The sequence below is a fragment of the Humibacter sp. genome (assembly GCF_051954055.1).
Taxonomy (GTDB): Bacteria; Actinomycetota; Actinomycetes; order Actinomycetales; family Microbacteriaceae; genus Humibacter.
Map to the genome: position 1 here is coordinate 22,720 of NZ_JBQCIE010000017.1, position 25,255 is coordinate 47,974.

Annotated in this window: 27 protein-coding genes; 5 read left to right on the forward strand and 22 right to left on the reverse strand. The window is 68.5% G+C overall.

The features are described from left to right. Window positions 1-27 precede the first annotated feature (27 nt). A complete protein-coding gene (locus tag ACTHNC_RS01585) occupies window positions 28-798 on the reverse strand; it encodes a Clp protease N-terminal domain-containing protein (RefSeq protein ID WP_440292833.1) in 771 nt (256 codons plus the stop codon). Window positions 799-934: 136 nt separating this feature from the next. Here ACTHNC_RS01585 and ACTHNC_RS01590 point away from each other — a divergent pair, with 136 nt between their 5' ends. Further along, entirely contained in the window at window positions 935-1,276 is a 342-nt protein-coding gene (locus ACTHNC_RS01590) for a hypothetical protein (RefSeq protein WP_440292834.1), read from the forward strand. 9 nt (window positions 1,277-1,285) lie between these two features. On the opposite strand, the gene ACTHNC_RS01595 is transcribed toward ACTHNC_RS01590, so the two are convergent. The 5 genes from ACTHNC_RS01595 to ACTHNC_RS01615 all read right to left on the reverse strand — a co-directional run bounded on the left by ACTHNC_RS01595 (window position 1,286) and on the right by ACTHNC_RS01615 (window position 6,353). After that, complete coding sequence (locus ACTHNC_RS01595; RefSeq protein ID WP_440292835.1) at window positions 1,286-2,074, reverse strand: alpha/beta fold hydrolase; 789 nt, start codon at window positions 2,072-2,074, stop codon at window positions 1,286-1,288. Between the two features lie 124 nt (window positions 2,075-2,198). Then, window positions 2,199-2,582 carry a RidA family protein gene (locus tag ACTHNC_RS01600; RefSeq protein ID WP_440292836.1) on the reverse strand — a complete coding sequence of 128 codons (384 nt, stop codon included), beginning with the start codon at window positions 2,580-2,582 and terminating at the stop codon, window positions 2,199-2,201. Between the two features lie 66 nt (window positions 2,583-2,648). Beyond that, complete coding sequence (locus ACTHNC_RS01605; protein ID WP_440292837.1) at window positions 2,649-3,380, reverse strand: IclR family transcriptional regulator; 732 nt, start codon at window positions 3,378-3,380, stop codon at window positions 2,649-2,651. Between the two features lie 4 nt (window positions 3,381-3,384). Further along, window positions 3,385-5,031, reverse strand: coding sequence for an N-acyl-D-amino-acid deacylase family protein (locus ACTHNC_RS01610; protein WP_440292838.1), 1,647 nt, complete (start codon window positions 5,029-5,031; stop codon window positions 3,385-3,387). Beyond that, a complete protein-coding gene (locus tag ACTHNC_RS01615) occupies window positions 5,031-6,353 on the reverse strand; it encodes an alanine racemase (protein WP_440292839.1) in 1,323 nt (440 codons plus the stop codon). The genes ACTHNC_RS01610 and ACTHNC_RS01615 overlap by 1 nt, the downstream gene beginning before the upstream one ends. A gap of 83 nt (window positions 6,354-6,436) precedes the next feature. Here ACTHNC_RS01615 and ACTHNC_RS01620 point away from each other — a divergent pair, with 83 nt between their 5' ends. Further along, window positions 6,437-7,387 (forward strand): sugar kinase, encoded by a 951-nt coding sequence (locus ACTHNC_RS01620; RefSeq protein ID WP_440292840.1) that lies wholly within the window; start codon window positions 6,437-6,439, stop codon window positions 7,385-7,387. Window positions 7,388-7,403: 16 nt separating this feature from the next. Beyond that, entirely contained in the window at window positions 7,404-8,006 is a 603-nt protein-coding gene (locus tag ACTHNC_RS01625) for a bifunctional 4-hydroxy-2-oxoglutarate aldolase/2-dehydro-3-deoxy-phosphogluconate aldolase (RefSeq protein ID WP_440292841.1), read from the forward strand. Window positions 8,007-8,077: 71 nt separating this feature from the next. On the opposite strand, the gene ACTHNC_RS01630 is transcribed toward ACTHNC_RS01625, so the two are convergent. Next, window positions 8,078-9,463 (reverse strand): MFS transporter, encoded by a 1,386-nt coding sequence (locus ACTHNC_RS01630; protein WP_440292842.1) that lies wholly within the window; start codon window positions 9,461-9,463, stop codon window positions 8,078-8,080. A gap of 162 nt (window positions 9,464-9,625) precedes the next feature. On the opposite strand from ACTHNC_RS01630, the gene ACTHNC_RS01635 reads away from it, so the two are divergent. Beyond that, entirely contained in the window at window positions 9,626-10,315 is a 690-nt protein-coding gene (locus tag ACTHNC_RS01635) for a helix-turn-helix transcriptional regulator (RefSeq protein ID WP_440292843.1), read from the forward strand. Here the strand turns inward: ACTHNC_RS01635 and ACTHNC_RS01640 are convergent. From ACTHNC_RS01640 to ACTHNC_RS01700, 13 genes are all read right to left on the reverse strand, one after another. After that, window positions 10,312-11,301 carry an alpha/beta hydrolase family protein gene (locus ACTHNC_RS01640; RefSeq protein ID WP_440292844.1) on the reverse strand — a complete coding sequence of 330 codons (990 nt, stop codon included), beginning with the start codon at window positions 11,299-11,301 and terminating at the stop codon, window positions 10,312-10,314. The two genes, ACTHNC_RS01635 and ACTHNC_RS01640, sit on opposite strands and share 4 nt — an antisense overlap. Window positions 11,302-11,310: 9 nt before the next feature. Continuing rightward, complete coding sequence (locus tag ACTHNC_RS01645) at window positions 11,311-11,541, reverse strand: hypothetical protein (RefSeq protein WP_440292845.1); 231 nt, start codon at window positions 11,539-11,541, stop codon at window positions 11,311-11,313. Next, window positions 11,538-11,789, reverse strand: a complete 252-nt coding sequence (locus ACTHNC_RS01650; protein WP_440292846.1) for a hypothetical protein — start codon at window positions 11,787-11,789, stop codon at window positions 11,538-11,540. Before ACTHNC_RS01650 ends, ACTHNC_RS01645 begins: the two co-directional genes overlap by 4 nt. Further along, window positions 11,782-12,246: a hypothetical protein gene (locus tag ACTHNC_RS01655; RefSeq protein WP_440292847.1), complete on the reverse strand. Its 465-nt coding sequence runs from the start codon at window positions 12,244-12,246 to the stop codon at window positions 11,782-11,784. Before ACTHNC_RS01655 ends, ACTHNC_RS01650 begins: the two co-directional genes overlap by 8 nt. Before the next feature lie 19 nt (window positions 12,247-12,265). Then, on the reverse strand, window positions 12,266-13,555 hold the full coding sequence (locus ACTHNC_RS01660) for an NRAMP family divalent metal transporter (RefSeq protein WP_440292848.1): 1,290 nt from the start codon (window positions 13,553-13,555) through the stop codon (window positions 12,266-12,268). A 143-nt stretch (window positions 13,556-13,698) separates the two neighbouring features. Next, entirely contained in the window at window positions 13,699-14,391 is a 693-nt protein-coding gene (locus ACTHNC_RS01665; RefSeq protein ID WP_440292849.1) for a GNAT family N-acetyltransferase, read from the reverse strand. Window positions 14,392-14,465: 74 nt separating this feature from the next. Next, entirely contained in the window at window positions 14,466-15,824 is a 1,359-nt protein-coding gene (locus ACTHNC_RS01670; RefSeq protein ID WP_440292850.1) for a DUF222 domain-containing protein, read from the reverse strand. A 312-nt stretch (window positions 15,825-16,136) separates the two neighbouring features. After that, window positions 16,137-17,312, reverse strand: a complete 1,176-nt coding sequence (locus ACTHNC_RS01675) for a mannitol-1-phosphate 5-dehydrogenase (RefSeq protein ID WP_440292851.1) — start codon at window positions 17,310-17,312, stop codon at window positions 16,137-16,139. Continuing rightward, the gene (locus ACTHNC_RS01680; RefSeq protein WP_440292852.1) at window positions 17,309-17,779 is read right to left on the reverse strand and encodes a PTS sugar transporter subunit IIA; all 471 of its coding nucleotides are present in this window, start codon (window positions 17,777-17,779) and stop codon (window positions 17,309-17,311) included. The genes ACTHNC_RS01675 and ACTHNC_RS01680 overlap by 4 nt, the downstream gene beginning before the upstream one ends. After that, window positions 17,776-19,386 (reverse strand): PTS mannitol transporter subunit IICB, encoded by a 1,611-nt coding sequence (locus tag ACTHNC_RS01685; RefSeq protein ID WP_440292853.1) that lies wholly within the window; start codon window positions 19,384-19,386, stop codon window positions 17,776-17,778. Before ACTHNC_RS01685 ends, ACTHNC_RS01680 begins: the two co-directional genes overlap by 4 nt. Before the next feature lie 44 nt (window positions 19,387-19,430). Next, window positions 19,431-21,164 carry a phosphoenolpyruvate--protein phosphotransferase gene (ptsP, locus tag ACTHNC_RS01690; protein ID WP_440292854.1) on the reverse strand — a complete coding sequence of 578 codons (1,734 nt, stop codon included), beginning with the start codon at window positions 21,162-21,164 and terminating at the stop codon, window positions 19,431-19,433. After that, window positions 21,151-21,420, reverse strand: a complete 270-nt coding sequence (locus tag ACTHNC_RS01695) for an HPr family phosphocarrier protein (RefSeq protein WP_440292855.1) — start codon at window positions 21,418-21,420, stop codon at window positions 21,151-21,153. The genes ptsP and ACTHNC_RS01695 overlap by 14 nt, the downstream gene beginning before the upstream one ends. A 61-nt stretch (window positions 21,421-21,481) precedes the next feature. Then, the gene (locus ACTHNC_RS01700; RefSeq protein WP_440292856.1) at window positions 21,482-21,838 is read right to left on the reverse strand and encodes a PTS sugar transporter subunit IIB; all 357 of its coding nucleotides are present in this window, start codon (window positions 21,836-21,838) and stop codon (window positions 21,482-21,484) included. A gap of 234 nt (window positions 21,839-22,072) precedes the next feature. Here ACTHNC_RS01700 and ACTHNC_RS01705 point away from each other — a divergent pair, with 234 nt between their 5' ends. Next, window positions 22,073-23,992: a BglG family transcription antiterminator gene (locus ACTHNC_RS01705; RefSeq protein ID WP_440292857.1), complete on the forward strand. Its 1,920-nt coding sequence runs from the start codon at window positions 22,073-22,075 to the stop codon at window positions 23,990-23,992. A gap of 38 nt (window positions 23,993-24,030) precedes the next feature. Here the strand turns inward: ACTHNC_RS01705 and ACTHNC_RS01710 are convergent, their stop codons facing one another. Both ACTHNC_RS01710 and ACTHNC_RS01715 read right to left on the reverse strand, forming a co-directional pair. After that, entirely contained in the window at window positions 24,031-24,774 is a 744-nt protein-coding gene (locus tag ACTHNC_RS01710; RefSeq protein WP_440292858.1) for a GolD/DthD family dehydrogenase, read from the reverse strand. Next, window positions 24,771-25,238, reverse strand: a complete 468-nt coding sequence (locus tag ACTHNC_RS01715) for a ribose-5-phosphate isomerase (protein ID WP_440292859.1) — start codon at window positions 25,236-25,238, stop codon at window positions 24,771-24,773. The genes ACTHNC_RS01710 and ACTHNC_RS01715 overlap by 4 nt, the downstream gene beginning before the upstream one ends. Window positions 25,239-25,255 lie beyond the last annotated feature (17 nt).

Below are 25,255 nucleotides of genomic sequence, written 5' to 3' on the forward strand. Positions count from 1 at the left end.
CGTCGGCGTACGATCTCGCTTGCCGTGCTATGACACGTGTTCCGCGAGCAGCCTCTCGATCTCGTCGCGGAGAGCATCCAGTCCGAGCCCTAGTTCAGCGAGCGGAGCCGCCGTCGGTCCCTCGGCGACCGCCGAGAGGATCAGGTGCTCGGTGCCGATGTAATTGTGTCCGTAGTGGAGGGCGACATCGAGGCTGCGGGCGATGAGGCGCTTGGCCTCGTCGTCGAAGGTGACGGAGCGGACTCCCTCCGGACTGGCATCGGAACCGGCGACCGAAGCGGGTTCGACGCCTTCCGCTTCCGCCAGGTCGAGGGCATCGAGCACGGCGGCGCGGTCGATCCCGAGGTGCGATACGGCGCGGGCGGCAATCCCGTCGGACTCCGTGAGGAGGCCCGCGACGATGTGCCGCGGCTGTACCGGCGTGGGAGACGCGGCATCGTCGGCGACCGGTTGCCCGTCCGCCGCGATCCGCCGTGCGGCGATGAGCGATCGGCGAGCACGCTCGGCGAAGCGGGAGAACAGGCGCTCCGGTGTTCCCGGCAGGATGTCGGATGCCCGGGAGACGAAGCGCTTCTGCACAGCCTGCTTCGTCACGCCCATGCTCTCGCCGATCTGGCTCCAGGACGCGCCGGAGTGACGCGCCTGGTCCACGAAGTGGCCGATCAGGGAGTCCGCCTGCTCGTCCAGGCGCAGGGAGACCCGAACGGCGTCGGCGAGATGGTCGAGCGGGTCGCCCTCCGGGTGGATGGCGCGCACGAAAGCGATGAGGGTGTCAAGCGATACCGGGAACTGCTGCATGCGTCAACTCTACGTTGACGCGCACGCATCGTCAACCATTGGTTGACGATGGCGATCAGCGCCAACCCGAGGCGTGTCAACCCCTGCACCGGCCTCCACATCCTTCGTAGACAAAGACCACGGCGAAGGGTGCATCATGACCGAATCCGGAATGACCAAACCGACCCGCGGCATCGCGCTTCTGGTGGTGGGGATCGTGCTCACCGTGATCGGCGTGATCGCGATGTTCTTCTTCGGATTCGGCACACCGGGCAAAGACACCGCGCTCAACAACGCGGTCTGGGAGACCTCACTGACGATCGGATCCGCGATCCTCACGGGCGTCGGCATCCTCCTGATCCTGATCGCGATCGTTCGCAGGCGTCGCCGCGGCTCGCTGTCGCAGCAGGACAGGCTGCCCGCCGAGTACGGCGGCAACCCCGAGGCGGGCACCGGCGGCACCTCGGAGCAGATCGCCAGGGACGACCGCGACCGCTAGAAGCACGCTCTAGCGCTCGAGGTACTCGACGAGTCGCGGCCAGCACCCGGCGATGGGCACGGGCGTGTCGGCCACCTCGACCCGTGCGTCCGGCAACCGCTTCTCGTACCGATGCGCGGCGGACTTCCGATCCTTCGTGTCGCTGGTGAGGATGAGCGCCGGCGCCCGGATCACCTCGAGGCTCTCATCGAGCACCTGCTGCTTGACGGCCGCTCGGTCCGCATCAAGACCGGCATCGCCCTGTTCACGAGCGATGGAGAGCATCCTTTCCAACCGGGAGCGGAGTCCCGCGAACTCGGACGCGGCATCGCTGTGGATGCCCGGCATCAGCCGGTCCGCCTGCCACGCGTCGCTCTCCGCGAGCGATCGGGCCGCCTGGCTCAGCGTCATCGGCTCGACGAACGCGACGGACTTCACATCATCCCCCAGCGCAGCGGCGAGCGCCGCCGCGTAGATACATCCCTCGCGCCAGCCCAGCACGGCGAGGTCGCGGTACGCGGTGTGCCCGATCGATTCTGCGTCGGTTCGACAGGTCTCCAGAAACTCCTGCACGTCGAGCACCCAGCGTTGCGGTGAGGGCTGAGGCGGCACGGTCCACGGGTCGGATGATCCGTATCCCGGGCGATCGAACGACAGGATGTCGAGCGGGCACTTGTCGGTGACGAGCGGGTCGGGGTCGAATCCACCGGCGCCGGGCGCCGGGTGGCAGAACAGCACCCAACGCGACGCGAACGGATTGCCGGCGCCGGTGATGCCCATTCGCCGCTTGTCGGAGAGCTCGAACTGCCGTTCGCTCACGTGTGCATCCCCTTACAGCTCGATTCGCCACTGTCGATGGGCCTGGATGTTTGCACAGTACCGAGCACGGCGCCGCGTGCGGCAGGCCTTGACCGCGTCCCCGATGCCGTTAGGCGCTCGGCCGTCACTCCGTCGGGAGCACCGCCACCACGTCGATCTCGACAAGGATGTTCGCCAGCTGCGACCCGACCGTCGTGCGTACCGGGAACGGCTCGGCGAAGAACTCCTTGTACGCCTCGTTGAACTCCGCGAAGTCGGCGAGGTCCGCGAGGTGCACCGTCGTCTTCACGCAGTCATTCAGGGTCAGACCGTGCTCGGCGAGCACGGCGCTCACGTTGCGCAGCACCTGCCTGGTCTGTTCGGCGACACCGTCGGGAACCGCTCCCCCGTTCGCCGGGTCCTGCGGGCCGAACCCGGCCGTGTACAGGAACCCGTTCGCCACGATGCCCTGGCTGTATGGTCCAGCGGGCTGCGGGGCGTTCGTGGTGCGGATCGCGGTCTTCGTCATGGTGACTTCCCTTCGTGAGTGGTTCTCGGTCGACAAGTAAAGAGGTCGGCGGATGCCCGGCTGCGGCTATCCGAGTTCGCGCGAGATGCGTCCGGCGGTCTCGTGGAGCAGCGGCAGTCGTGTCTCGAGCTCGCCGAGGTCGTGCACGACGCGGAGCGCCGTCAATGACAGAGCCCCGACGACGCCGGCGGAGCTCGTGATCGGAACGGCGACGCAGTTCACGACGGCCTCGAACTCGCCGTCGTCCGCCGCCCAACCCTGCCGCGCCACCCGCTCGAGCTCGGCATCCAGTGCGGCGCGCGTCGTGATCGTGCGCTCCGTGTACCGGCGCCAGTCCGCTCCGGCGAGAACGTCGTCTCGCCGGGTGACGGGCAGCCCGGCGAGGATCGCCTTGCCCAGGGCGCTGCACTGCGGACGCACCGGAGAGCCCACGCGTGAGTACAGGCGCACGCGGCCGGCATCCTCCACCTTGTCCACGTACACGATCTCGTCGTCGACGAGCGCCGCGACGTGCACCGTGTCGCCGACGGCGCGATGCAGTCGCCGCACGGCACCGTGCGCGGCCTCGCGCAGGTCGAGGCTCTCCAGAGATGCCGCGCCCAGCACGGCCAGACGGAAGGCCGGAGCGTACGTGCCATCTCGCCGGCGGCGTGCGAATCCGACCTGTTCCAGCGTCTGCAGCTCGCGGAACATCGTCGTGCGGTGGATGCCGAATTCCGCGGCCAGCTGCGCCACCGTCTTCGGCTGGGCGGCGATGGAATCCAGGATGCCAGCGGCCCGCTTCACACTCTGCGACACGCGATCACCTCCCGTCCTCGATGCGACCGTGCGCGGCACGCGGCGAGCGCTTCAGGCCCCGTCCGGGGCGGGCATCCGTCAGCTCTCCGGCCGTCAGTACCGGAACGCCGGCGACGAGGACGTCGTCGATTCCAACCGCCTCGCGCAGCGGCTCCTCGTAGGTGGCGGTGTCGGCCACCGTCGACGCGTCGACCACGATCAGGTCGGCCGCCGCGCCCCGGCGGACGACTCCGCGATCGCCGAGCCCGAAGCGCGTGACGGCGCCGAGCGAGAGATGCCGAACAGCGCCCGACCAGGTCCAGGTGCCCGCTTCGCGGACGTGAACGCGCAGGAATCGAGCGAACGTTCCTCGCGTGCGCGGGTGCGGATGCGCGCCGATGAAGATGCCGTCCGATCCGCCCAGGTGAGCAGGACTTGCGAAGATGCGCGCGAGTTCGCTGACCGAGCGGGCGTGCCGCACCGCCATCACGACGTTGGCCTGCAGCCTGCACTCCAGCAGCACGTCGAGCGCGAAGTCGATCGGGTCGACGCCGGCACGCTGTGCCGCGTCGGCGATCGTGAGCCCGTGCGCCCAGGCCAGCTGCGGCGCCGCGAGATGGGCCAGCGTAAGCATGTGCGGCCAGTCGGGGCCGAGGCTTGCGTTCTTCGAGACGCGCGGGAACCAGTCCCTTCGCAGTCGCTCACGCTCCTCGGGGTCGCCGAGCGCACGCACCACCTCGTCGACCGGATGCACGGACAGTTCGGGCGGCAGCAGGGGCATGCCGAGCAGGCTGCAGCCGCGCGCATACGGGTAGGCGTCGAACGTGGCATCCACTCCCGCCCGCTCCAGCTCGTCGAGCTGGCCGAGCACGATGTCGGCGTCCGCGTGGAAGTGCGAGACATGCACCGGCAGCGCGTGGCCCGTGTTCTCACGGGCGAGCTCGGCGATACGCTGCATCTCACGGATGCCCGCGCTCGCGTTCGCCTCGTATCCTCCGCGCATGTGGCTCACGTACACGCCACCGGCGGTCGCGACCGGCTCGCAGAGCACGGCGATCTCCTCGGTGGGCTGGAAGACCCCAGGCACGTAGTCGAGTCCCGTCGACAGGCCGACCGCGCCTTCGCGCATCCCCTGCTCGACCAGTGCGGTCATGGCACTCAGCTGGGCAGGGGACGCCGGATCCTGCGATCGGCCGCACACCTCGAACCGCACCGTCCCCGCGGGGATCAGGTAGGCGGCGTTCAGACGGGATGCGCCATCGACGCCCTCGAGGTACGCCGCGACGCCGCCGCCACGGTAGGTCGGATGCGCGCCGTCGATCGCGGCGAAGTACTCCGACGCGTAGTCACCATCGCCCGGGGCGTACGAGACGCCGTCCTGCCCGGCGATCACCGTGGTGACGCCCTGCTTCAGCAGTGCGCGCTGCACCTGCTCGTCGGACAGCAGGCCGTCGGCGTGCGAGTGCGCGTCCACGAAACCGGGCAGAACAAACCGGCCGGCGCAGTCGATGACGTGGTCGCCTTCGCGTGCCTCGACGTCGCCCACCTCGGAGATGACGCCGTGCTCGACCGCGACGTCCGCGCGGCGCGGCGACGTGGCATCCGTTTCGTCTGCGCGGGCGTCGACGACGGCGCCGCCGCGCAGCACGATGCGTTCCGATCCGTTCCTCATCAGAAGTACGTGCGCGCCAACTCGACGACGCGGCCGGATTCCCACGAGTCCACGACCGGAAGCATCCGCCACTTGTCGAAGGCCGTGCACGGATGCGAGAGCCCGAGCGCCACGACCGATCCGATCGGCGCGACAGTAGGCGAGGCATCCGGGTCGGCCCAGCGCAGGAACGCGTGCTGGTCGTTCAGTGCGGTCACCGAAGCATCCGTCAGCGGCGACCATGCCTCTCCGAGGTCGGCCGCCACCTCGCGAGGCACCGGCAGTCCCTCGTCGTACGGGAAGTCGCGCTTCCCGCCGTCGAGCAGCGCCAGGCCGGGTTCGGGATGCGACACCACGCGCGCGATCCCGCGCATCGCCGGTCTCAGCCTCGGGCCGCCCGCAGCCGGAGCGGCCTCGTCGAACGGCGAGATGCCACGGTAGAAGCCGTCGTCGTGGATCAGGTACGCACCCGACCGCAGCGTGAACAGGGTGCGTCCTCCGCCCGGCCGAGGCGGGGCATCCGGGCTCGCGCCGGCATCCGCGTACACGTCGGCGACGAGATCGAAGTACGCGCTGCCGCCCGCCGTGACGTACACGTCTCCGTCGTCGTACAGCCGTTGGATGCCTTCGTGCAGCTCGACCTGCCGGGTCAGGTACTCCCGCACCACGCCGAGTCCGGCCGCGGAGCGGTCGTGGGCGAGGCTGCCCTCGTATCCGGCGACTCCTGCGAGGCGGAGCACCGGAGAGGATGCGATGCGTTCCGCGATCGTCGTCGCCTCGGCAAGGCTGCGGGCACCCGTACGGCCACCCGGCATCCCGAGCTCGACGCAGACATCGACGGGTCGCGGCGGCGCGACCGATCGCAGCGTCTCCTCCATCGCGGTGACCGTGCCGGTGGAGTCCGCCCAGCACACGAACCGCAGGGCGGGATCCGCCAGTTCACCGGCCAGATACGTCAGCGACCCCGGATCGACGACGGAGTTCGCGAGCATGATCGAATCGAGTCCGAACGTGCGGGCGGTGCGCACCTGGCCCATCGTCGCGAGCGTGATGCCGAGCGATCCGACGTCGAGCTGCCGCTGCCACAGGGCCGGCGCCATCGTGGTCTTGCCGTGTGGCATGAGGTGAAGGCCGCGTGCGAGCATCCACTGAATCATCGTCGTGGCGTTGTGCCGCATCGCCTCGTCGTCGAGCACGACGAGCGGGGTCCAGAACTCGCTCAGCTCGGGCTCGGTGGCGAGGAACTCGGCCGGCGTCATGCCCACCGCGCGCGACGGAATGCCCTTGTCCCTACCGGTCAGAGCCTCGGTGTCGAGTTCGTCGAGCCGCAGCCGTTCCGTCATCTCGTCCCTTCCCGAAGGCGATCTGCTGTGCAAATAGTACAACACGCGTTGCAGAACGCGCATCGTCCGCTCACACTGGATGCATGTCCTCCCCCACATCGACCGTGCGTCCGCGACTCATCGCGGTCGGCGAGACCATGGCGATGATCACCCCCGCGAGTGCCGAGCCCCTCGCCACCGCGAACGAGCTGCGGCTGCACGTCGGCGGTGCCGAGTCGAACGTGGCGATGCACGCGGCGGCTCTGGGCATCCCGTGCGCCTGGGTCAGTGCCGTCGGCGACGATGCGCTCGGCGAGCGGGTGCGCCGGGAGGTCGCGGAGCGCGGGGTCGACGTGGGCTGGGTCATCGTCGACCCCAGGGCCCCGACGGGCGTGTACTTCAAGGACCCGGGCAACGGCGTGCTCTACTACCGACGCGGTTCGGCCGCCTCGTGCATGACGGCGGAGTCGATCGCCGACGTGCCGCTGGAAGAGGCAGAGGTGGTGCACGTCTCCGGCATCACGCCGGCGCTCTCGGCCGATTGCGCAGCCCTGATGGATGCCCTCGTCGAGCGCGTATCGGGCAGCGAGGGTGTGCTGAGCTTCGACGTGAACCACCGCGCGCCGCTCTGGGAGGCCGGCGCAGCGGCTCCGCTGCTGCTCGAGCTCGCTCGGCGCACCGACCTGGTGTTCGTCGGACTCGACGAGGCGAACGTGCTCTGGGGATGCGACACCCCCGCCGAGGTGCGCACCCTGCTTCCCGAGCCGGAGCGGCTCGTGATCAAGGACGGCGACATCGGCGCCACGGAGTTCGAACGGCGGGGCGACGGCGACGTCGAGACGTTCGTTCCGGCCATCCCGACCGTCGTGGTAGAGCCGGTCGGGGCGGGCGACGCGTTCGCGGCCGGCTACCTCGCCGCGTTTCTGAACGGTGCAGGCTCCGAAGACAGGCTGCGCTCGGGTCATGAACGCGCCCACCTCGTGCTGCAGTCCACCAGCGACTTCGTTCCCGAGCAGCCGGCGTCCGAGTCGACTGCCACCAAACCTTCCCGATGAAAGGCGGATGCCCCGCATGACAGACAACTCAGCCTTCGGCGACCTCTTCAAGGGCGTGCCTCTCATGGCCATCCTGCGTGGCATGGGCGTCGAGCGCAGCCTGAAGGTCGCGACGACCGCGTGGGACCTCGGCATCCAGGCCGTCGAGCTCCCGGTGCAGACGCCGACCGATGTGGAGGCCCTGCGCGTGGTGGCCGAGGCGGCTCGTGAGCGCGGACTCGTCGTCGGTGCCGGCACCGTCGTCACGCTGGAGCACGTGCGCCAGTCGAAGGATGCCGGTGCCGCGTTCACCGTGAGCCCGGGCTTCGACGTCGAGATCGTCCGCGCCTCGCACGAGGCTGGACTGCCCGCGCTGCCCGGCGTGGCCACGGCGTCCGAGGTGCAGGCTGCGCTGAAGGAGGGCCTGACCTGGCTGAAGGCGTTCCCGGCGTCGCTGCTCGGAACCGGATGGTTCGGCGCGATGCGCGGTCCCTTCCCGCAGGCGACGTTCGTGGCCACGGGCGGAATGGATGCCTCCACCGCCCCCTCCTTCCTGAACGCGGGCGTGCGCGTGGTCGCCGTAGGCTCCGCCCTCGAAGACCCGGAGCAGCTGCCCGCCCTCGCCGCGCTGCTGCGCTGAGGGCGGGCGCCGCTCGGTTCGCGGACACCTTGGGGCGCCGCTCGGTTCGCGGACACCTTGGCGGGCACCGCTCAGTTCGCGGGAACCTCGGCGGGCGTCGCGAGCTTCTCTGTCGCGGCCAGGGCGTGCAGGCGGCCTGCGCCCTCGACGTCGGGCCGCACGGATGCGACGAGCGTCGCGATCACTCCGACGGCGGAGATCACCGCGGCGTAGATGACCACGGGCCAGATCGCACCTCCCGCTGCAGCCACGAGCGCCACGCAGATGAACGGCGCGAGGCCGCCGCCGAGGGTGTTGGAGATCTGGTACCCGATGTTCACACCGGTGGTGCGTGCCTCGGGGTCGAACATCTCCACCAGCATCGTCGACAGGATCGCCTGCATGGCGACGCCGAACAGCACGAAACCGAGGATCTGGCCGAGCCAGATCAGCCACATGTTGCCCGTGCTGAACAGCATGAAGCTCGGGTAGACCATGCACGCGAAGCCGACGCAGCCGATGATGTAGACGGTGCGGCGTCCGATCCGGTCGGAGATCGCTCCCCAGGCGGGGGCGACGAAGACCTGCAGCACGCCGACGATCATGGTTCCGGCGAAGCCCATCCAGGCGGGAATGTGCTTGTCCCCCACCATGAACGCGAGCCCGTACGTCAGCACGACGTAGCCCGCGATCGACTGCGGCAGACCGATCAGGATGCCCATGATCGCGTTCTTCGGGTGCCGGAATGCTTCGACCAGCGGGTTCGCCTTCTTGCCCGCGGCCTGGATCTGCAGTACCTGCGTGGTGGTGAACTCCTCGGACTCCTCGAGCTGACGACGGAGCAGAACCGCCACGACCGCCAGCACGATCGAGAACAGGAACGGGAGTCGCCACCCCCAGGTGAGGAACCATGACGAAGCGGTGAGGCCGAGAGCTGCCATGAGTCCGCCGGAGACGATGTTGGCGATGCCCGCACCGCAGATCAGGAACGCGCCGTACACCCCGTGCTTGCCGGTCGGGGCGTTCTCGACGACCATGGTCGCCGCTCCGCCCATCTCGCCGCCCACGAAGAATCCTTGGAGCATCCGGCAGAACAAGAGCAGCAGGGGTGCCACGATGCCGATCGTGTGGTCGGAGGGGATGAGGCCGATGCCCGTCGTCGCCAGGCCCATGCCTACCACGGTGAACATGAGCACCGTCTTGCGTCCTGCTCGGTCGCCCACGATGCCCCAGATGATGCCACCGACGGGCCGCAGGAAGAATCCGACGGCGAAGGTGGCGAACGACGAGAGCTGGGCGATCACGGGGTCGTCGCTCGAGAAGAACACGACGGGGAAAACGGCGGCGGACGCCAGGCCGTACAGGTAGTAGTCGTAGTACTCCATGAGCGTGCCGATGGCGCCGCCCGCGATCATCCGTCTCTGTTTGGCGGAAAGTGTGCCTCGGGCGGTCAGAGCGCCGCCGGATGCCTGGGTCATCAGAGCCTCCTTACTCCTGAACCTGGCGTGAGTGCGGTTCGACAGCTAAGGTAGCTCCATCTGAACACAATGTCTACTCGATTAACATTTCGTTCAGGCAGAAGCTCGGAGAGGTAGGGTGGCGAGCATCCGGTTCCTCGTACACGCCCAGAAGGAGGACCCATGCTCGCGCCCGGCACCTTCGAGAGCGCCGATGAGGTACTCGCCACTTTCCGTCCTGTGATGCACGCCATCGCGACCGCGGGCGGCCCGTCGTGCGAGGTCGTCGTTCACAACCTCGACGGCACGGATGTCGACCTCGGCCACACCATTGCGGCCATCGAGAACGGTCATGTCACGGGGCGCGAGGTCGGCGGTCCGTCGACGAGCATCGGCCTCGAGGTGCAGAAGGATCCGCTCGGCGACCACGACGCGTTCGGCTACCGCGGCTTCACGAGCGACGGCCGGGAGCTGCGCTGCTCCAGCACCTACTTCCGCAACCGGGAGGGCCGCATCATCGCGGCGCTGTGCATCAACGTCGACCTGAGCGCGGTGCAGCAGGCTCGGTTCCTGCTCGACGCGCTGCTACCCGCACAAGAGGCGGAATCGCAGTCTGCGCCGGACGAGTACTTCGGCCGCGATCTGGTCTCGGTGATGGACACGATGATCACCGAGGCCATCCGCGAGGTCGGAAGACCGGTCAATCAGATGTCGCGTGAGGACAAGGTCGGCGTGCTCCAGCGGCTGGATGCCCGCGGTGCGACCCAGATGCGCAAGTCGGTGGAGACGATCGCGGTGCGTCTCGGCATCTCGCGGGTGACCGCGTACTCCTACCTCGACGAGGCGCGTCGCACGGCAGGAGAGTCCGCCTAAGCGGGCAGCGGCCCGACGACCTCTTCCAGCCAGCCCAGGATCGTGTTCAGGCTCTCCTGGTCGAGGCGCGTTCCCGGCGCGTTGTAGCCGTTGCCCGGGGTGGCGGCGACCTCCTGCGGGTTGCGCGTGTCATGCTTGAAGACGTGGTTGGCGTCCGGCGGGAACGCGAACGTCACGTTGGTCATGCCCTCGGCCGCGTGCTGCAACGGGTCGCCGTCGGCGTGTGCGTCGATCTGCACGTCCCTGCCGCCGATCAGCACGAGCGCGGGGATGCGCAGCTGCCGGATGTCGTCGGTGACGGACTCCGACCACAGCTCGCGGGCGAGCGGCAGATTGGCCGGCGCTTCGAAGCTGCTCAGCACCTGTCGCACGCTCTCCGGGATCGCGGGATCGAGGTCCATCGACCGGCCGGCGGCGTAGCGCTCGGTGGCCTGCTCGATCTTGGGCATCAGGTCCGCTCCGCCCGGAGTCTGGCTCGCCTGCAGTGCCAGTTGCGAGAGCAGCACCTCGCCGACCGGCCGGCCAGGAGGAGCGGCCAGGATGACGCCGGCGAACGGCGTCCGCTGCTCGCTCGTCGCGTAGTGGACTACGTGCAGGCATCCTTCACTGTTGCCCATGCCGACGACACGGGAGCGGTCGACGTATCCCTGCTCGGCGAGCACGTGCACGGCGGCTTCGAGCTCCTCGAGGTGCGATCGCATGCTCAGCTTGCCGGTGAGCTGCGGCAGATTCTCCATCACGTGCGGACCGGATGCGCGCTTGTCGTAGCGGATCGACGCGATGCCGTGCTCGGCGAACGCTTCGGCGAACATCCGTCCGCTTCCACTGGGTCCGGGCAAGAGCGGCGAGCACCAGTCGCGGTCGGTGGGACCGCTGCCTGCCACCAGTGCCACCGCGGGGAACGGCCCGTCGCCGTCGGGTCTCACGATGGTGCCCTCCATCGTGACGCCGTCCAACTCCCACGAGACCTCTGCGTGTACCGTCATCTGACGAATTTATCCTCCGTTCTTGTCCTGCCGCCGGTCGATCGGGTCTCCCGCACGGCCGGGCGCGATCTGCTCGCCGGGGTTCTCGAGGGGACCGATCTCCTGCCCGTTCCGGTCGAAAGTGCGCACGACTGGCCGCTCGTCGGGCAGTCGTGCAACGGCGAAGAGCGAGACGATGAACGACACGACGGCCGCGACCACCAGAACGGTGACCGCCCACGAGATGACCTCCAGAATCACGCCGCCTCCCCGAGCCGGAACGGTCGAGCCGTGACGTCGCGGATGCCGTCCGCCTCGACCGTGAACGCGTCGACGCGGGGCGCGAATCGGTGCAGCAGCAGGTCGAATCGACGTCGCACCAGCACGAACCGGCCGACGACCAGCTCGTCGGCGACGGGATGCACGATGACGTCCACCACGTAGCCGAGGGTTCTGCCCTTCGCGTCGAGCACCCGTCGGCCCCGCAGTGCGCTGAAGCGTTCAGCCATGACCGTCGCCTCCTTCGGAGTCCCCTCGGCGTGCGGAGCCGGGGATCTTCGCGATGAACCGCAGGACCGATTGGTCCACGGTTCTCAGGCCCGCTTCGTCTCGACCGACGCCGAGGTGCACGAGTGCGTCGATCGCGTCGACATGGCGCCAGTCGACGATCGCGGGATGCGGGTCGCGGATGCCGCAGGCCAGGTAGCAGAGACGGAAGAACGCGCGGAGCGCCCGCCGTGTCGGGCGCGGCAGGGGGCCCGACACGATGGCGCGCACCACGAGCAAGCGGGGTGTGGACGCCGTGGGCCGCCCGCCTCCTGGAGTGGTATCCGAGACGTCGAGAAGCACGTCGTCGACGCGTCCGGCGCGGCGGCCATCCCGGTCGAGGATGGCGTGGTTCATGACCTGGGACAGCGCCAGCCACGCGCCCTCGTCGCGGGTGCCTCCGGTCGGAGGTGCGGGCATCCGTGTGCGGTGAGCGCGGTCAGAAGTTGCCACCGGTGATCACCAGAAGAGGAATGGTCGCGATCGTGATCGCCACGAGAACGGCGAGCACGATGCCGGCAACGATGTTGATCGGAAGCGTGTTGCGCAGCTTGCCCATGAACTGTCGGTCGTTGGCCACCAGCAGTAACGGGCCGAACGTGAACGGCAGCGCGGCGGCGCCGAACGCCATCGTGATGACGGCGAACTGGATCGGGTCGATGCCGGTGAGGTCGATCGCAGCGGCCACCGCGATCATGATCAGGATGATCGCGTTGAACATCGGGGCACTGCGCGGAGATCCGCTCTTGCCCCACTCCCACCCGAAGTACTGCGCGACGCCGTAGCCGCCCGACAGACAGAGCTCGACGCACGCGGCGAGCGACACCGCGAAGACGCCGATCACGAAGATGACGAACCCGATCTCGCCGAACGCCTTCACAGCCGGGGTCGCCGCAGCCTTGATGGAGTCGACCGCGTGCGTGTACGGATACAGCGCCTTCGCTCCGGCGCCCATCACAGCGAGCGTGAGCGCGGCTCCGACGATCGTGCCGATCACGGCGACGATGCGGTTCTTCTTGAGGTCTCGCCCGGTCCAGCCCTCCTCGATCGCTCCCGAGGAGTAGAAGTCGAACTGGTAGGGCGTCATGAACGAGCCGACCAGCGATACGGTGGCGAACAAGTAGGCCGCGATCGAGTACGAGGCCTTCAGCTGCGGATGCACGAGCGAGATGCCCACGTTCTGCCAGTTCGGCGCGAGTGCGGCCATCGCCGCGATCATCACCAGCATCGTGAGTCCGGCGAGCGCCGCTGCGGTGTCGACCTTCGAGAAGCTGAGGAACCAGAGCGCCGAGGCGAGCGCGACCGCGACGATCGGCACCCACACGCGGTAGGGCACTCCCGTCAGCAGCTGGAGCGCCAGCGACATGCCGATCAGGTCGACTGCGAGAACGAGAACGTGCACGACCACGTTCGCGACCAGCGGTATCGCACCGAGCCGCGGTCCCAGCCGCGTTCGGATCACCTCGTATGTCGGCTGCGACGACGAGACGGCGACCCGACCCGACATCTCCGCGAACACGGAGAAGCCGACGAGCCCGAACACGACGGTCCAGAGCAGCGCGAAGTCGAAGCGAGCGCCGGCGGAGACCGCCGTGATCACGCCCCCGGTGTCGAGGAACCCGCCGATACCGGCCAGCACACCGAGCGCCAGAGCTGCGACTCCGACGGGAGAGGATGCCTTTCCTGCACGCTTCTGCTGCCGCCCCCTTGGGCGCACCGCGTCGTGCACTGCGCCCTCCCGTCGACATCGGCCATCTATCTGCCGCGCAAGCCGACGCGCCGCACATCGGCCAGCCGACTACATCGTCGGCGTCGGCACTCACAGCGGGAAGGGCTTGACGCGATATCCAGCGCAGGTCTCCGCTGACTGGATCAGCTGCGCGCCTCGGCAGTTGCGCCCAGGAAGTCGCGCAGTTCGGCAGCGCCTTCAAGTCGAACCGGAGCGCCGAGGTAGCCGGCGTTCCTGTCACGCACCTCGTCCCAGCGCTGTCGCGTCATGCGATAGCGGATCTGCGTCGCGGCAACGCCCTCGCGGACTACCCGGACGGCCCCGGCGGGCTCGTAGCCGGTCTTGAGCGAGACCGCGTTCGAGGCAGGGTTGTCGTCGAATGCCGTGGAGGTGACCTCTGCGGCTTCGAGACCGTCGAACAGCAGGTGCAGCATGAGCGCCCGCATTCGTGTCCCGATTCCGCGACCGTGGTGTTCCAGTCCCAGCCACGAGCCGGTCTCGACCGAGCGCAGGATCGGCCACTCCGATCCGCTCGCACCCTGCGATCCGACGACGACACCGTCGACGAGCACGGCGTATTCGAGCGCGAGCTTGGCCGGCCCGACATTCGCCCGGTTCGACCAGTGGTAGGTCAGGACGTTTCGCGAGACCTCCTCTGCACTGCCACGTGTCCAGGGAAAGTTGAACGGCATACGCTCCGGGTCGTGCACCCCGCGCGCCGCCAGTCGGGCGAGCTCGAGGGCCAGCCCGTCGTCGATCCAGCGCAGTTCGAGGTTGCCCGCGTGTGCACGCACGCCTGCGGCCGGCCAGAGCGAAACGAGTGAGTCCGACGTCATGAGCCGAGTCTGGCAGTGCCCCGGCCGTTCTCCCGCCGCCGGATGATCTTCCGTCGATGGGACGGCTCCTTCGTTCAGAAGGGTGGTGGGTCGCTGTCGTATCCGGTGGGTGTTCTCACGCGGATGCCGCCGTCGGGTTTCGGGTCCAGTCGGATCCGGGTCACGGTCTTCATCCGGTGCAGTCTCGGTTTGAACGGGGCCAGGTTGCCCACGTCCGTCGGTCCACCGTGCTGGCGCTCGATCACGTGATCGATCTCGGCGCCGCTGACGATCCCGACCGGAACGTACGGGGCGGCTTCTTCGTCGAGCCCGTACGTCAACGTGAGCCACGTCTTCTGATCCGGGGTCGGCCGGTACCGGGTGGTGTCCAGGTTCAACACCGCCGGACGGATCGGATCCGCCAGCACCTTCCGAAACGAAGGTGCGTCGCGTAACGCGGCCGCCGCCTGCTTCGGCGGGATCGGCCCGTAGCCGAGGAGCTCAGCGAACCGGCCGGCGTCGTCGATCAACACGAACGGCCGCACACCCGCACGGCCACGACGGTGTGTACCGGCACCCGTGGTGTCGCCTTTCAGCCACTGCACGGCCAGGTCGGCACGCACCTGATCCAGGGTGCGGGTCTCACCCGGCAGGGCACGCAACCGTCTCGCTTCCGCGGTCAACGCGACCTCGATCTGCGCGATATCCAGTACCGAGGCGTGGAGGTTCAACCAGGCCATCGCATCCGCGGCCGCCTCCACCACCACCCGTCGTCTGGTGTGGGCCTCCTCGTGCCGCTCCGGCAGAGTGTCGGCACACAACCGTTCCCGCAACAGCCGGCACCGACGGGCGAACACGCCAGGGTTCAGCTTCTCGACGATCCCCGCCATCCGCTCGTCAAACATCGCATACGCGGCCTCGTCGGGGAGCCCAGTACAGGACTCGACGGCGGCACGGACGTGCTGCGGGCTGATCCGACCCGAGGTGAACAACTCCTTCAGCCGGGGCAGCGACGTGTTCAACACGTCGGCCTGCCAGGCCATGGACCGGACCGTGTTCTCACTCAGGTGCAACCACTGCGCCAGATCAAACGCCACAGCCCGCACCGCGAAGTCCACCTCCTCCGCTCGCGGGTCCTTCTCGGTCGCCCCGACCGGGACGTAGATACTGGGGTCCGTGCGGGCGTATTCGAACGCCCGACCGATGGCGAACAGTTGCCGTGCCGCTTCCAGGTTCACCATCGTCTGGGAGGAGACCGCGTCGTCAATGACGGACCGCATCAACCCCGCACCGGACGTCGTCCGCGCCCACGACACGTGCTCGTCCGTCGCGGAGCGGGCCGGCCGGTCCAGGAACAGCAGTTCCGCGGACTCGTCGAACAACGACGCATCCGCCAACTCCGCCCACAAGGCAGCGTCACCCTGCACTGCGGGTGCCAGATCCACGTCGTTCATACCTTCGAAGCTAGGCCATGCCACCGACATTCCCCGGGCACGGAAACCCCCGCTGACCAGCCCTGTTGATGACCGCGCAAACACGTCACTTGGGGACAGAGAGACGCACCACAGGGGCGGCACCAGACCCGCCGCACGCGGCGCGAGACCCGCCGCGCGGCGCCGAACTCGCATCCTCGACGCAGATCCGCACCCGCTACACAGATCCGCATCCGCTACACAGATCGGCATCCGCCACACGAACCGGCATCCGCGACACAACATTCGTGTAGCGGATGCCGACACGTGTGGCGCGAAGCGAGGGCCGCGCGCTCAGGCGCCCGCGAGCATCCTCGACTCGTCGCGCTTTGCTGCGTCGGCCACCACGGCCAGCGGCGCGAACAGTGGATGCTCGTGCCCGAGCCCGGTGATCTGCTCGACCGCCTCGATGGGGTCGTCGTGTCGCAGCAGTTCACCGAGCGCCCGCGACTGCTCGTCCGCGTCTGAGCGGTACCGCAGCGCGGCGCCTATCGCGTGCAGGAGCGCAAGGGGCACAGTACCGCGCTCGGCCAGCTCGGCCGCAGGAGCGATGAACCGGTCGTGCCTGCCCAGCTTGCGAAGGGGATCGCGGGCGACGCGCTCCACCTCGTCGTCCAGGTGCACGTTGCGGAACCGGTCGAGGATGCGCCGACGGTACGCCGCCTGCTCGACCGGGTCGATGCCGTGCCGGGCGACGAGCGCCGCGGACGTCTCCTCGAGTGCCGCGGCGACCGCCGCTGACACTCCAGGGTGCTCGAGCGCCTCCGAGATGGTGCGCGCACCGACCAGGTGACCGCAGTACGCCGCGGTGGCGTGCCCGGTGTTCACGGTGAAGAGCTTGCGCTCGATGTACGGCGCGAGCTCGTGCACGAACTTCGCGCCATCGAGCCGAGGCGGCCGACCGCCGAACGGGCCGTCCTCCACCACCCACTCGGAGAAGTCCTCGACGATCACGTCGAGTCCACTCCCCTCCCGCTGGGCAGGGACGATCCGGTCGACGGCGGTGTTGGCGAACACGGCACGGGCGCCGATCGCCGCCCACTGCTCGTCGGTGACGGCGGCGGCGATGGCCGCCGCGAGGGCATCCGTCGCGCCGACCGCGTTCTCGCACGCCATCACCGCCACCGGCTCGCGGTCGGCGGACCGCGCCAGGATTCCGTCGGCGATGACCGGCGCCACGAGCGGCAGCACGCGCACGCCGACCGCGGTGGTGACGATCTCGGCGTCGGCGATCGCCGCGGCCACCGCGCCGGGGTCGCGTGCACTGTTCAGCGCACGGAACCCGAACACCGTGTCGGTGACCGTGCTGTCACCGACCGCGACCACGCGATACTCGCGGGCGGCATCCAGTGCCTCGATCAACGCATCCGCGACGTCGACGAAGACCACCTCGTGGCCGGAGTCGTGCAGAAGCTGCCCGATGAAGCCTCGGCCGATGTTGCCGGCGCCGAACTGCACGGCGGTCGTCACGTCGTCACCTCGCGCACGTCGGCATCCTCAGCGTCCTCGTTCACCTCGGAAAGCAGCGCGAAGATCGCGTCCGCATCCGGAGCGTCCAGCAGTCGCTGCACGTCGTCGGCGTCCGCGAACAGCACGGCGATGCGCGAGAGGATGTCGAGATGCTCGTTGTCGAGCCCGGCGATGCCGAGCGCGAACCGCACGTCGTCGCCGCCCCAGTCGATCGGATGCTCGTACCTCACGAACGCCAGCGCAGAGCGCACGATCTCGCCCTTCGCGTCGTTCGTGCCGTGCGGAATCGCCAGCAGATTGCCCATGTACGTCGAGACGGTCTGCTCCCGCTGGAGCATCGCGTCGAGGTATCCCTCGTGCACGGCACCCGCCTCCACAAGCAGGCGACCAACCTCGCGCACGGCCTCGTCCCTGGTCGTCGCGGCACCGGATGCCACGACGCTTTCCCTGGTCAGGATGTCGCTCATCGCTTCGCCGGCTCCATCTCCTCGTCGGGCTTCGCCGCTTCGCCGGCCCTGCTGTCCGCCACCAGCTGCACGACCTCGTCGTATCGGGGGCTGTTCATGAAGTTGTCCACCGACACGTGGATCGAGCCGGGCGACTTCTCCTTGGCGCGGTCGGTGAGCTCGCGCTGCGTGACCACGAGGTCTGCGTCGCCCTCGAGGTTCGCGATCGCCTCGTTGCGCACCCGCACGTCGGTGATGCCGGCCTTCTTGAACTTGCTGCGCAACACGGATGCCCCCATGGCGCTCGACCCCATCCCGGCGTCGCACGCGAACACGATGTTGCGCACGAGTCGCTTGGTGCCGTCGCCCTGGGCGTCGCCGGTGTCGGTCTCCGCCTCGTTCACGAGGGTTCCGAGCACCGAGCTCTTCTTGCCCTTGTTGGCCTCGGTCTGCGCGACCGCGGAGGTGAAGGCATCCTCCTTGCCCGCAGCGAGGTCCCGCTTGCGCGTCGCCCGCAACACGACGGAGGAGATGAGGAACGAGACCGCGGCGGCGCCGAGCACGGAGAGCGTGACGCCGATCCAATCGCCCCTCGCGGTCTGGATGAGGATCGCGATGATGCTTCCCGGTGAGGCCGGCGCGACGAGCCCTGTGTTGAAGGCGACATTGATCGCGACCCCGGTCATCCCGCCGCCGATCGCGGCGAGAACGAGGATGGGCTTCATCAGCACGTACGGGAAGTAGATCTCGTGGATGCCGCCGACGAACTCGATGAGGATGGCGCCGGGTGCGCTTGCCCGCGCGATGCCCAGTCCGAAGATCGAGTACGCGATCAGGATGCCGAGGCCCGGTCCGGGGTTCGTCTCCAGCAGGAACAGGATCGACTTGCCGGTGTCGTGCGCCTGCTGGATGCCCAGCGGGTCGAGTACGCCGTGGTTGATCGCGTTGTTCAGGAACAGCACCTTGCCGGGCTCGATGAGGATGCTCACCAGTGGCAGCAGGTGCGCGCCGACCAACCAGTTCACTGCAGCGCCCAGCAGATCGCTGAGCCATTCGACGAGCGGGGCGATACCGAAGAACCCGGCGATCGCGAGCGCGCCGCCAACGATGCCGGCCGAGAAGTTGTTCACGAGCATCTCGAACCCGGCCTTGATCTTGCCGTCCCAGATGCGGTCGACGTGCTTCATGACGAAGGCGCCGAGCGGGCCCATGATCATGGCGCCGATGAACATCGGGATGTTCGTGCCCACGATCACGCCCATGGTCGCGATGGTGCCCACCACGCCGCCGCGCACGCCGTAGACCATGCGGCCTCCGGTGTTCGCGATGAGCAGCGGCAGCAGGTAGGTGATCATCGGGCTGACCAGGCCGACGTACTGAGTGAAGGTGTGGCCACTCGGGTCCTGCGCGAGCTGCGTCGCGGCGCCGTTCCAGCCGATGTCGGCCACGTTGCCGAAGCCGCCCAGGATGCCGCTCGGCGTCCAGCCGGTGGCGATGAAGAAGGCCGTGATGAGTCCCCAGGCGATGAACGCCGGAATGTTCGGCATCACCATGCCGGAGAGGAACGTGCCGAAACGCTGCACGCGTACGCGTGCGCCCCTCGGTTTCGCGACTGACGTCGTCGTCATGATGGATTACTCCGATTCTTCAGGTGCTGCGGGGGTCTGTGGCGTCAGGGTGCGATGGCGTGAACGGCGTCGCGCACCGCGTTCCTGGCGGAGTCTGCTGAGTCGGCGGCGAGAGCGAGCTCTGCCAGCCGCTGGGTCTGCTCGCGCGTGAACCGGCGAAGGGATGCCCGAACATCGCCGAGCGCCGCCGGCGCCATCGAGAGAGTGGTCACGCCGAGCCCGACGAGCACGGGGGCGAGCAACGGGTCGGCCGCGGCCTCACCGCACACCCCGACCGGCTTGCCCGCCGCGCGCCCGGCCGAACCGGCCTCGCCGATCAGACGGAGCACCGCGGGATGCCACGGGCTCTGCAACGCGGACACCGCGCCGAGCATCCGGTCGGCCGCGAGCGTGTACTGCGTCAGGTCGTTCGTGCCGATCGAGACGAAGTCGCACTCGGCGAGGATGCGGTCGGCTATGAGGGCGGCGGAGGGAACCTCGACCATGACACCGGTCGTCTTCAGCCCGTGCTGGCGGGCCGCCCGCGTGAAATAGGCGGCCTCCTCGGTCGTCGCCACCATCGGCGCCATCACCCAGAGGTCGGCGCCGGTGTCGGCCTGTGCTGCGGCGAGCGCCGCGAGCTGGTCGTGCAGCACGTTCTCGCGTGCCCGGAGCGCACGGATGCCGCGCACGCCGAGCGCCGGGTTCTCCTCCGCCGTCTCGTTCAGGAACGGGAGCGGCTTGTCGGCTCCGGCGTCCAGCACGCGCACGACGACCTTCGGAGACGGCTCCTCGGAGGGCTGCGCCGCGAACGCGCTCAACAACCGCGCGTACTCGTCGCGCTGCTCGGTCACGCTCGGCGCCTGCGCACGGTCGAGGAAGAGGAACTCGGTGCGGAACAGTCCGACGCCCTCGGCTCCTGCGGCGACCGCCTGCGCGGCCGCGTCGCTCGAACCGAGGTTCACGAGCAACGGAACCGGCGTGCCGTCTGCGAGGCGACCCGGACCGGACGCCGCAGCCCGGGCATCCTTAAGCCGCTCCGCTCGCTCGATCGCTGCTGCCCGCTCATCACCGTTGGGCTCCCGGATGACCGTGCCCGCCTCCGCGTCGACGACCACCGTGTCGCCGTCCTCGAGCTCCGCCGCCCCGGCGCAGCCGACCACCGCGACGATGCCCTTGCCCCTGGCGAGGATGGCGGTGTGCGAGGTGGGCCCGCCGTCGCTCGTGACGAGAGCGAGCACGCGGTCAAGGTCCAGCTCGGCCGTGTCGGCCGGAGAGAGGTCGCGAGCGACGAGCACGAACGGCTCGTCCGCGTCGGGTAGGCCGGGCACCGGCACGCCGAGCAGTTCGGCGATGAGTCGCTGGGCGAGGTCGTCGAGGTCGCCCGCACGGTCGGCGAAGTACCCGCCGAGCTCGGTCAGGCGGGTGCGGAGCTCGCCGCACGCCTCGAAGACGGCGCGTTCGGCGGCGAGTCCGCCCCGGATGCGCCGCTCGAGCTCGGCATCCAGCGTCTCGTCGCGCACGATCATGGCCTGCGCCTCGAGCACGTCGCCCGCGACCCCGCCCAGCTGCTCCGCACGGTCGTCGAGGTAGTCCGCGACGACGGCCACGGCGTCGCGCGCCCGGCGCAACTCATCGTCGGCGGGGACCTCGGCCGGTCGCGGCAGCGGTTCTGCGATGGGATCCGCCGCGCGCAGCACCCGGCCGACGACGACGCCCTGGCCGATGCCCACGCCCCGGAGCACCTGCCCGGGCGCGGTGCCGGCATCCGGCCTGGTCGCGAGTTCAGGCGTTGTCATGGTCGAAGACCAGAACCTCGGAGAGCGAGTCCAGCACGTCAGACGACTCGGGATGATCGCAGCTGAGCGTCACCGTGTCACCGTGGTCGATGCCGAGCGCGATGACGGCGAAGATGCTCGACGCGCTCACCGGGTCGCCCGTGCCCTTCGCGATGCGCACGGGCATGCCGCTGGCCTCGACGGCCTTCACGAAGAGCTTCGCCGGCCGGGCGTGCAGCCCGTGCTGCGATCCGACCTGCACCGTGCGTTGCGCCATGTTCTTCTCTCTCCCGATCCACTTGCTGTTCTGTGCTGTGCTCGCCACTGCTGCGCCGTGGCTACCGCTCCGGCGCCGCGGCGAGCGCGATGTCCAGTGCTTCGTCGCCCGATCTCCCGCGGATCACGGATTCGGGCAGCAGCGCCGCCGCCACCCGCGATCGTGCGAGGTCAGTCGCGATGGCGTCGTACTGGTCGGCCAGGTGAGGTCCGACCAGCACGACGTCGGCTCCGACCGCGTCGTCGGCGAGCGCCGAGGTGCTCGATGCGGTCACGATGACGCGATGTCCGCGAGCGGCCGCAGCTGCGCGCATCCACAGGGAGACGAAGGTGCTCGATGCCCCCGCACCACAAATGACCAGCACCCTCAGCGGCTCCGTGCTCTGTGCCGCCGCGCTGTCGCCCGACATTGTCGTCATGACCCCATGGTCACCCGCTCGTCTTCTCGCCGCCAGGATGCTTGCTTCCGCACTCCCGGAAGGTCGCGTCTTGCTTCCGCACCCCCGGAAATCCTCGTCCGGGTGGCCCGCGCGTGCGCGCGAGCATGCTTGACTCGGCGTCAGGTCCGGGTCGTTGCGCTTCGTCCGTTCGTCGATGCGCACCGTGCCGTCGGACGCGTCCGAAGTCCGTGCGATGGCGCGTGGAGGTGAGCCGTGATCAGCAGCAGGCAGGCGAAGCTGCTCGACTACCTCGCCCGCGTGGGCGGCTGGGTGACCGCCGCTGAACTCGCCGACCATGTCGGCGTCACGCCGCGCAGCATCCGAAGCTACGTCGGCGAGCTGAAGGACTCCCCCGAATCACACGATGTGGTCAGTTCGTCTGCGCAGGGGTACCGGCTCAACACGGATGCCTACGCCGCCTACCGCGCGCGGCTCACCGCGACGGACCGCCCGCCCGACACGCCATCCGCGAGGGTGCGCCGGCTGCTGCGGCGACTCCTCGACGACGTCGACGGCCTGGATGTCTACTCCGAAGCGGAGGCCGCGTTCGTCAGCGAGTCGACCGTGGAGTCGGACCTCTCGCGCGTGCGCCGGGTGCTCGACGACAGCGGGCTCTCGCTCTCCCGGCGCGGCAGCGTGGTGGTGCTCGAGGGCTCCGAGCTCGACCGGCGGCGCATGCTGAGCCGGTTGATCCGTCAGGAGTCCGACGAGGTGATCGTGAGCCTCGGCCGCATCGAGAGCGAGTTCGGGCTGGCCGGCCTCTCCGACTTCAAGCGCGACCTCTCCCGCGAGCTCGACCACCGTGGCTACTTCGTCAACGAGTACGGCATCAACGATGTGCTCCTGCACGTCGCCATCGCCGTCCACCGGTCCTCGCGCGGCGGGCACCTGCCCCAGCGCGACGCCGTCATCGACCCCGAGATAGCGGCCACCGCGGCCACGCTGGGGCGGCTCGTCCCACGGTATTTCGACGGTGACCTTGACGACGAGGAGTACGACCAGCTCGCGATTCTGCTCGCCACCCGCGTGCTCGCGCCGGACAACGACCGCAACGAGGCGGCCGTCGAGAGCTACCTGCGACCCGACGTGGTGAACACGGTGAGCACGATCCTGGCCGAGGCATCCGACCGCTACGCGATCGACCTGCGCGACGGACCGTTCACCATGCGACTCGCGTTGCACGTGCAGAACCTGCTGGCCAGGGCGAGCGAGCGCAACTACTCGCGCAACCCGCTCACGCGGTCGATCAAGACCACCTACGCGCTCATCTACGAGGTCGCGGTGTACGTCGCGTCGAAGCTGCAGCAGAGTGCGGGCATCCAAGTCACCGACGACGAGATCGCGTACATCGCCATGCACGTCGGTGCACACCTCGAGCAGCAGTCCAGGCGCACGGATGCCGTCACCTGCGCCCTCGTCTGCCCCGGCTACTACGACATCCACCGGCTGCTACGGGAGCGCATCGAGCGGGAGCTGGGCGACGACATCCTGGTGACGACGGTCGCCACCGGTGCCGACACGGACTGGGATGCGCTCGGCACCGACCTCGTGCTCACGACCATCCCGCCGTCGACGCCGAGGAACGACGTCATCGTGATCGGACCGTTCCTCACTCATGCGGACGCGGATGCCGTGCGCGCCGCGGTCGCACGCATCCGCCGGCACCGCAGGCGCGCCGGCATCAAGCGGGAGCTGCTGGAGTACTTCGACGAGTCACTGTTCTTCCGCAACGTCTACGCACCGGACGAGTTCGCCATGATCCGCCTGCTCGGCGAGCGGATGCGCGCCAAGGGACTCGTCGATGACGCCTACATCGAGGGCGCCGTCGAGCGGGAACGGATGTCGTCGACTGCGTTCACCGACACCCTCGCGATCCCGCACGCCATGGCGATGACCGCACCGGAGACGGCGATCGCCATCGTCGTCAACGATCAGGCGATGGACTGGGGCGAGGCGCGGGTGAACGTCATCGCCTTCATCGCGTTCAACGCGCTTGAGCGCAGCGGCTTCCAGGCCGTGTTCGACCAGTTCGTCGAGGTCTTCAGCGACCGCGACGCCGTGCTGGCCATCACCCGCCGCTCGACAACATTCGGCGCGTTCATCGACGAACTGGTGCACGTGTTCGACAGCTGACGGGCATGAGTAAACTGCGGCGTCCTCAGTCCCCAGTGTCAGACACTTGTTCGTCCACCATCAACGAGGACGTTCGTCCCGGTGATCATGGCGGCATCCTCGCTAGCGAGATACCCGATCAGCGATGCGATTTCCTCGGGCTGTGCGAAGCGGCCTACAGGTATCTCGGCCTTTGCCCGCTCACCCTTCTCTCCGGCCCATGCGGCCTTTCCGAGAGGAGTTTCGACAACAGTCGGTGACACGGCGTTGACCGTGACACCGGACGGCGCCCACTCCTTCGACAGGACACGGGTGAGGCCTATGATGGCTGCCTTGCTCGCGGCATACGCGGCGTGCTGGTCAAGGCCTATCACGGCCGCCTGCGACGCGAGATTGATGATCCTCCCGTAGCGGGCTGCAAGCATGGCTCTACCTGCAGCCTGAGCCATGTAGAAGGTCGCGCTGAGGTTGACGTCGATCGTGGTCCGCCAGCGGTTCGGAGGCACATCGATCGCCGAATCGAGGAGCGCTACCCCAGCGGAATTCACAAGGATCGTCGGCGTACCAACAGATCCGACCGTCTGCGAAATGATTTCCGCTGCGGCATCGGGATCGGTGAGGTCCCTTGCGATGCCGAGGTGCGAGTCCCCGGGAAGGGCGGGCATGAGCTCGACGACACGATCGCTGAGGTCCACACCGATGACGCGCGCACCCCTGGTCGCGAAATGATGGGCCACGCTGTACCCAATACCACTTGCCGCACCAGTGATCACCGCGATGTCCCCGGAGTGCTTCTGGTTCACGATTTCACCTCGTAGTCCTTGATGATCTGGACTTTGGCGTTCGATGGGGTCTCGGGATCGAATCGGTAACCGAGCCACTCCTTCGCGAGGCGGCGAGCCAGTTCCGACCCGATCACTCGTTGTCCGAAGCAGAGCACCTGCGCGTCGTTGGACTTGACCGCTCGCTCCACGGAGTAGGAGTCATGAGCAGTCACGGCGCGGATGCCCGGCACCTTGTTCGCCGAGATCGCCACTCCGAGTCCGGTGCCGCAGACAAGAAGGGCTCGGTCTGCTTCGCCGTCGGCAACGCGTTCAGCCGCTTCGATTGCGACGCTTGAGTAGGGTGTGTGTTCCTGACGGTTTACTCCGACGTCGATGACCGCTTCCACTCGCGGATCCGCTTCGAGATCGGCCTTGATGGCCTCCTTCAAATCGATGCCCGCGTCATCGCTGCCGATGACGATTCTCCAAGACGGTTCGGTCATGGTTGTCTTCCTTTCGT

Excerpts from the sequence above, each read along its gene's own strand:
- ACTHNC_RS01635 (WP_440292843.1), top strand. The coding sequence starts at position 9,626 with ATGCTCGCGCCCGGCACCTTCGAGAGCGCCGATGAGGTACTCGCCACT.
- ACTHNC_RS01700 (WP_440292856.1), bottom strand. The coding sequence starts at position 21,838 with ATGACGACAATGTCGGGCGACAGCGCGGCGGCACAGAGCACGGAGCCG.
- ACTHNC_RS01695 (WP_440292855.1), bottom strand. The coding sequence starts at position 21,420 with ATGGCGCAACGCACGGTGCAGGTCGGATCGCAGCACGGGCTGCACGCC.
- ACTHNC_RS01610 (WP_440292838.1), bottom strand. The coding sequence starts at position 5,031 with ATGAGGAACGGATCGGAACGCATCGTGCTGCGCGGCGGCGCCGTCGTC.
- ACTHNC_RS01665 (WP_440292849.1), bottom strand. The coding sequence starts at position 14,391 with ATGACGTCGGACTCACTCGTTTCGCTCTGGCCGGCCGCAGGCGTGCGT.
- ACTHNC_RS01620 (WP_440292840.1), top strand. The coding sequence starts at position 6,437 with ATGTCCTCCCCCACATCGACCGTGCGTCCGCGACTCATCGCGGTCGGC.
- ACTHNC_RS01630 (WP_440292842.1), bottom strand. The coding sequence starts at position 9,463 with ATGACCCAGGCATCCGGCGGCGCTCTGACCGCCCGAGGCACACTTTCC.
- ACTHNC_RS01655 (WP_440292847.1), bottom strand. The coding sequence starts at position 12,246 with ATGCCCGCACCTCCGACCGGAGGCACCCGCGACGAGGGCGCGTGGCTG.
- ACTHNC_RS01715 (WP_440292859.1), bottom strand. The coding sequence starts at position 25,238 with ATGACCGAACCGTCTTGGAGAATCGTCATCGGCAGCGATGACGCGGGC.
- ACTHNC_RS01685 (WP_440292853.1), bottom strand. The coding sequence starts at position 19,386 with ATGACGACGACGTCAGTCGCGAAACCGAGGGGCGCACGCGTACGCGTG.
- ACTHNC_RS01670 (WP_440292850.1), bottom strand. The coding sequence starts at position 15,824 with ATGAACGACGTGGATCTGGCACCCGCAGTGCAGGGTGACGCTGCCTTG.
- ACTHNC_RS01615 (WP_440292839.1), bottom strand. The coding sequence starts at position 6,353 with ATGACGGAACGGCTGCGGCTCGACGAACTCGACACCGAGGCTCTGACC.
- ACTHNC_RS01590 (WP_440292834.1), top strand. The coding sequence starts at position 935 with ATGACCGAATCCGGAATGACCAAACCGACCCGCGGCATCGCGCTTCTG.
- ACTHNC_RS01600 (WP_440292836.1), bottom strand. The coding sequence starts at position 2,582 with ATGACGAAGACCGCGATCCGCACCACGAACGCCCCGCAGCCCGCTGGA.
- ptsP (WP_440292854.1), bottom strand. The coding sequence starts at position 21,164 with ATGACAACGCCTGAACTCGCGACCAGGCCGGATGCCGGCACCGCGCCC.
- ACTHNC_RS01650 (WP_440292846.1), bottom strand. The coding sequence starts at position 11,789 with ATGGCTGAACGCTTCAGCGCACTGCGGGGCCGACGGGTGCTCGACGCG.
- ACTHNC_RS01625 (WP_440292841.1), top strand. The coding sequence starts at position 7,404 with ATGACAGACAACTCAGCCTTCGGCGACCTCTTCAAGGGCGTGCCTCTC.
- ACTHNC_RS01680 (WP_440292852.1), bottom strand. The coding sequence starts at position 17,779 with ATGAGCGACATCCTGACCAGGGAAAGCGTCGTGGCATCCGGTGCCGCG.
- ACTHNC_RS01640 (WP_440292844.1), bottom strand. The coding sequence starts at position 11,301 with ATGACGGTACACGCAGAGGTCTCGTGGGAGTTGGACGGCGTCACGATG.
- ACTHNC_RS01585 (WP_440292833.1), bottom strand. The coding sequence starts at position 798 with ATGCAGCAGTTCCCGGTATCGCTTGACACCCTCATCGCTTTCGTGCGC.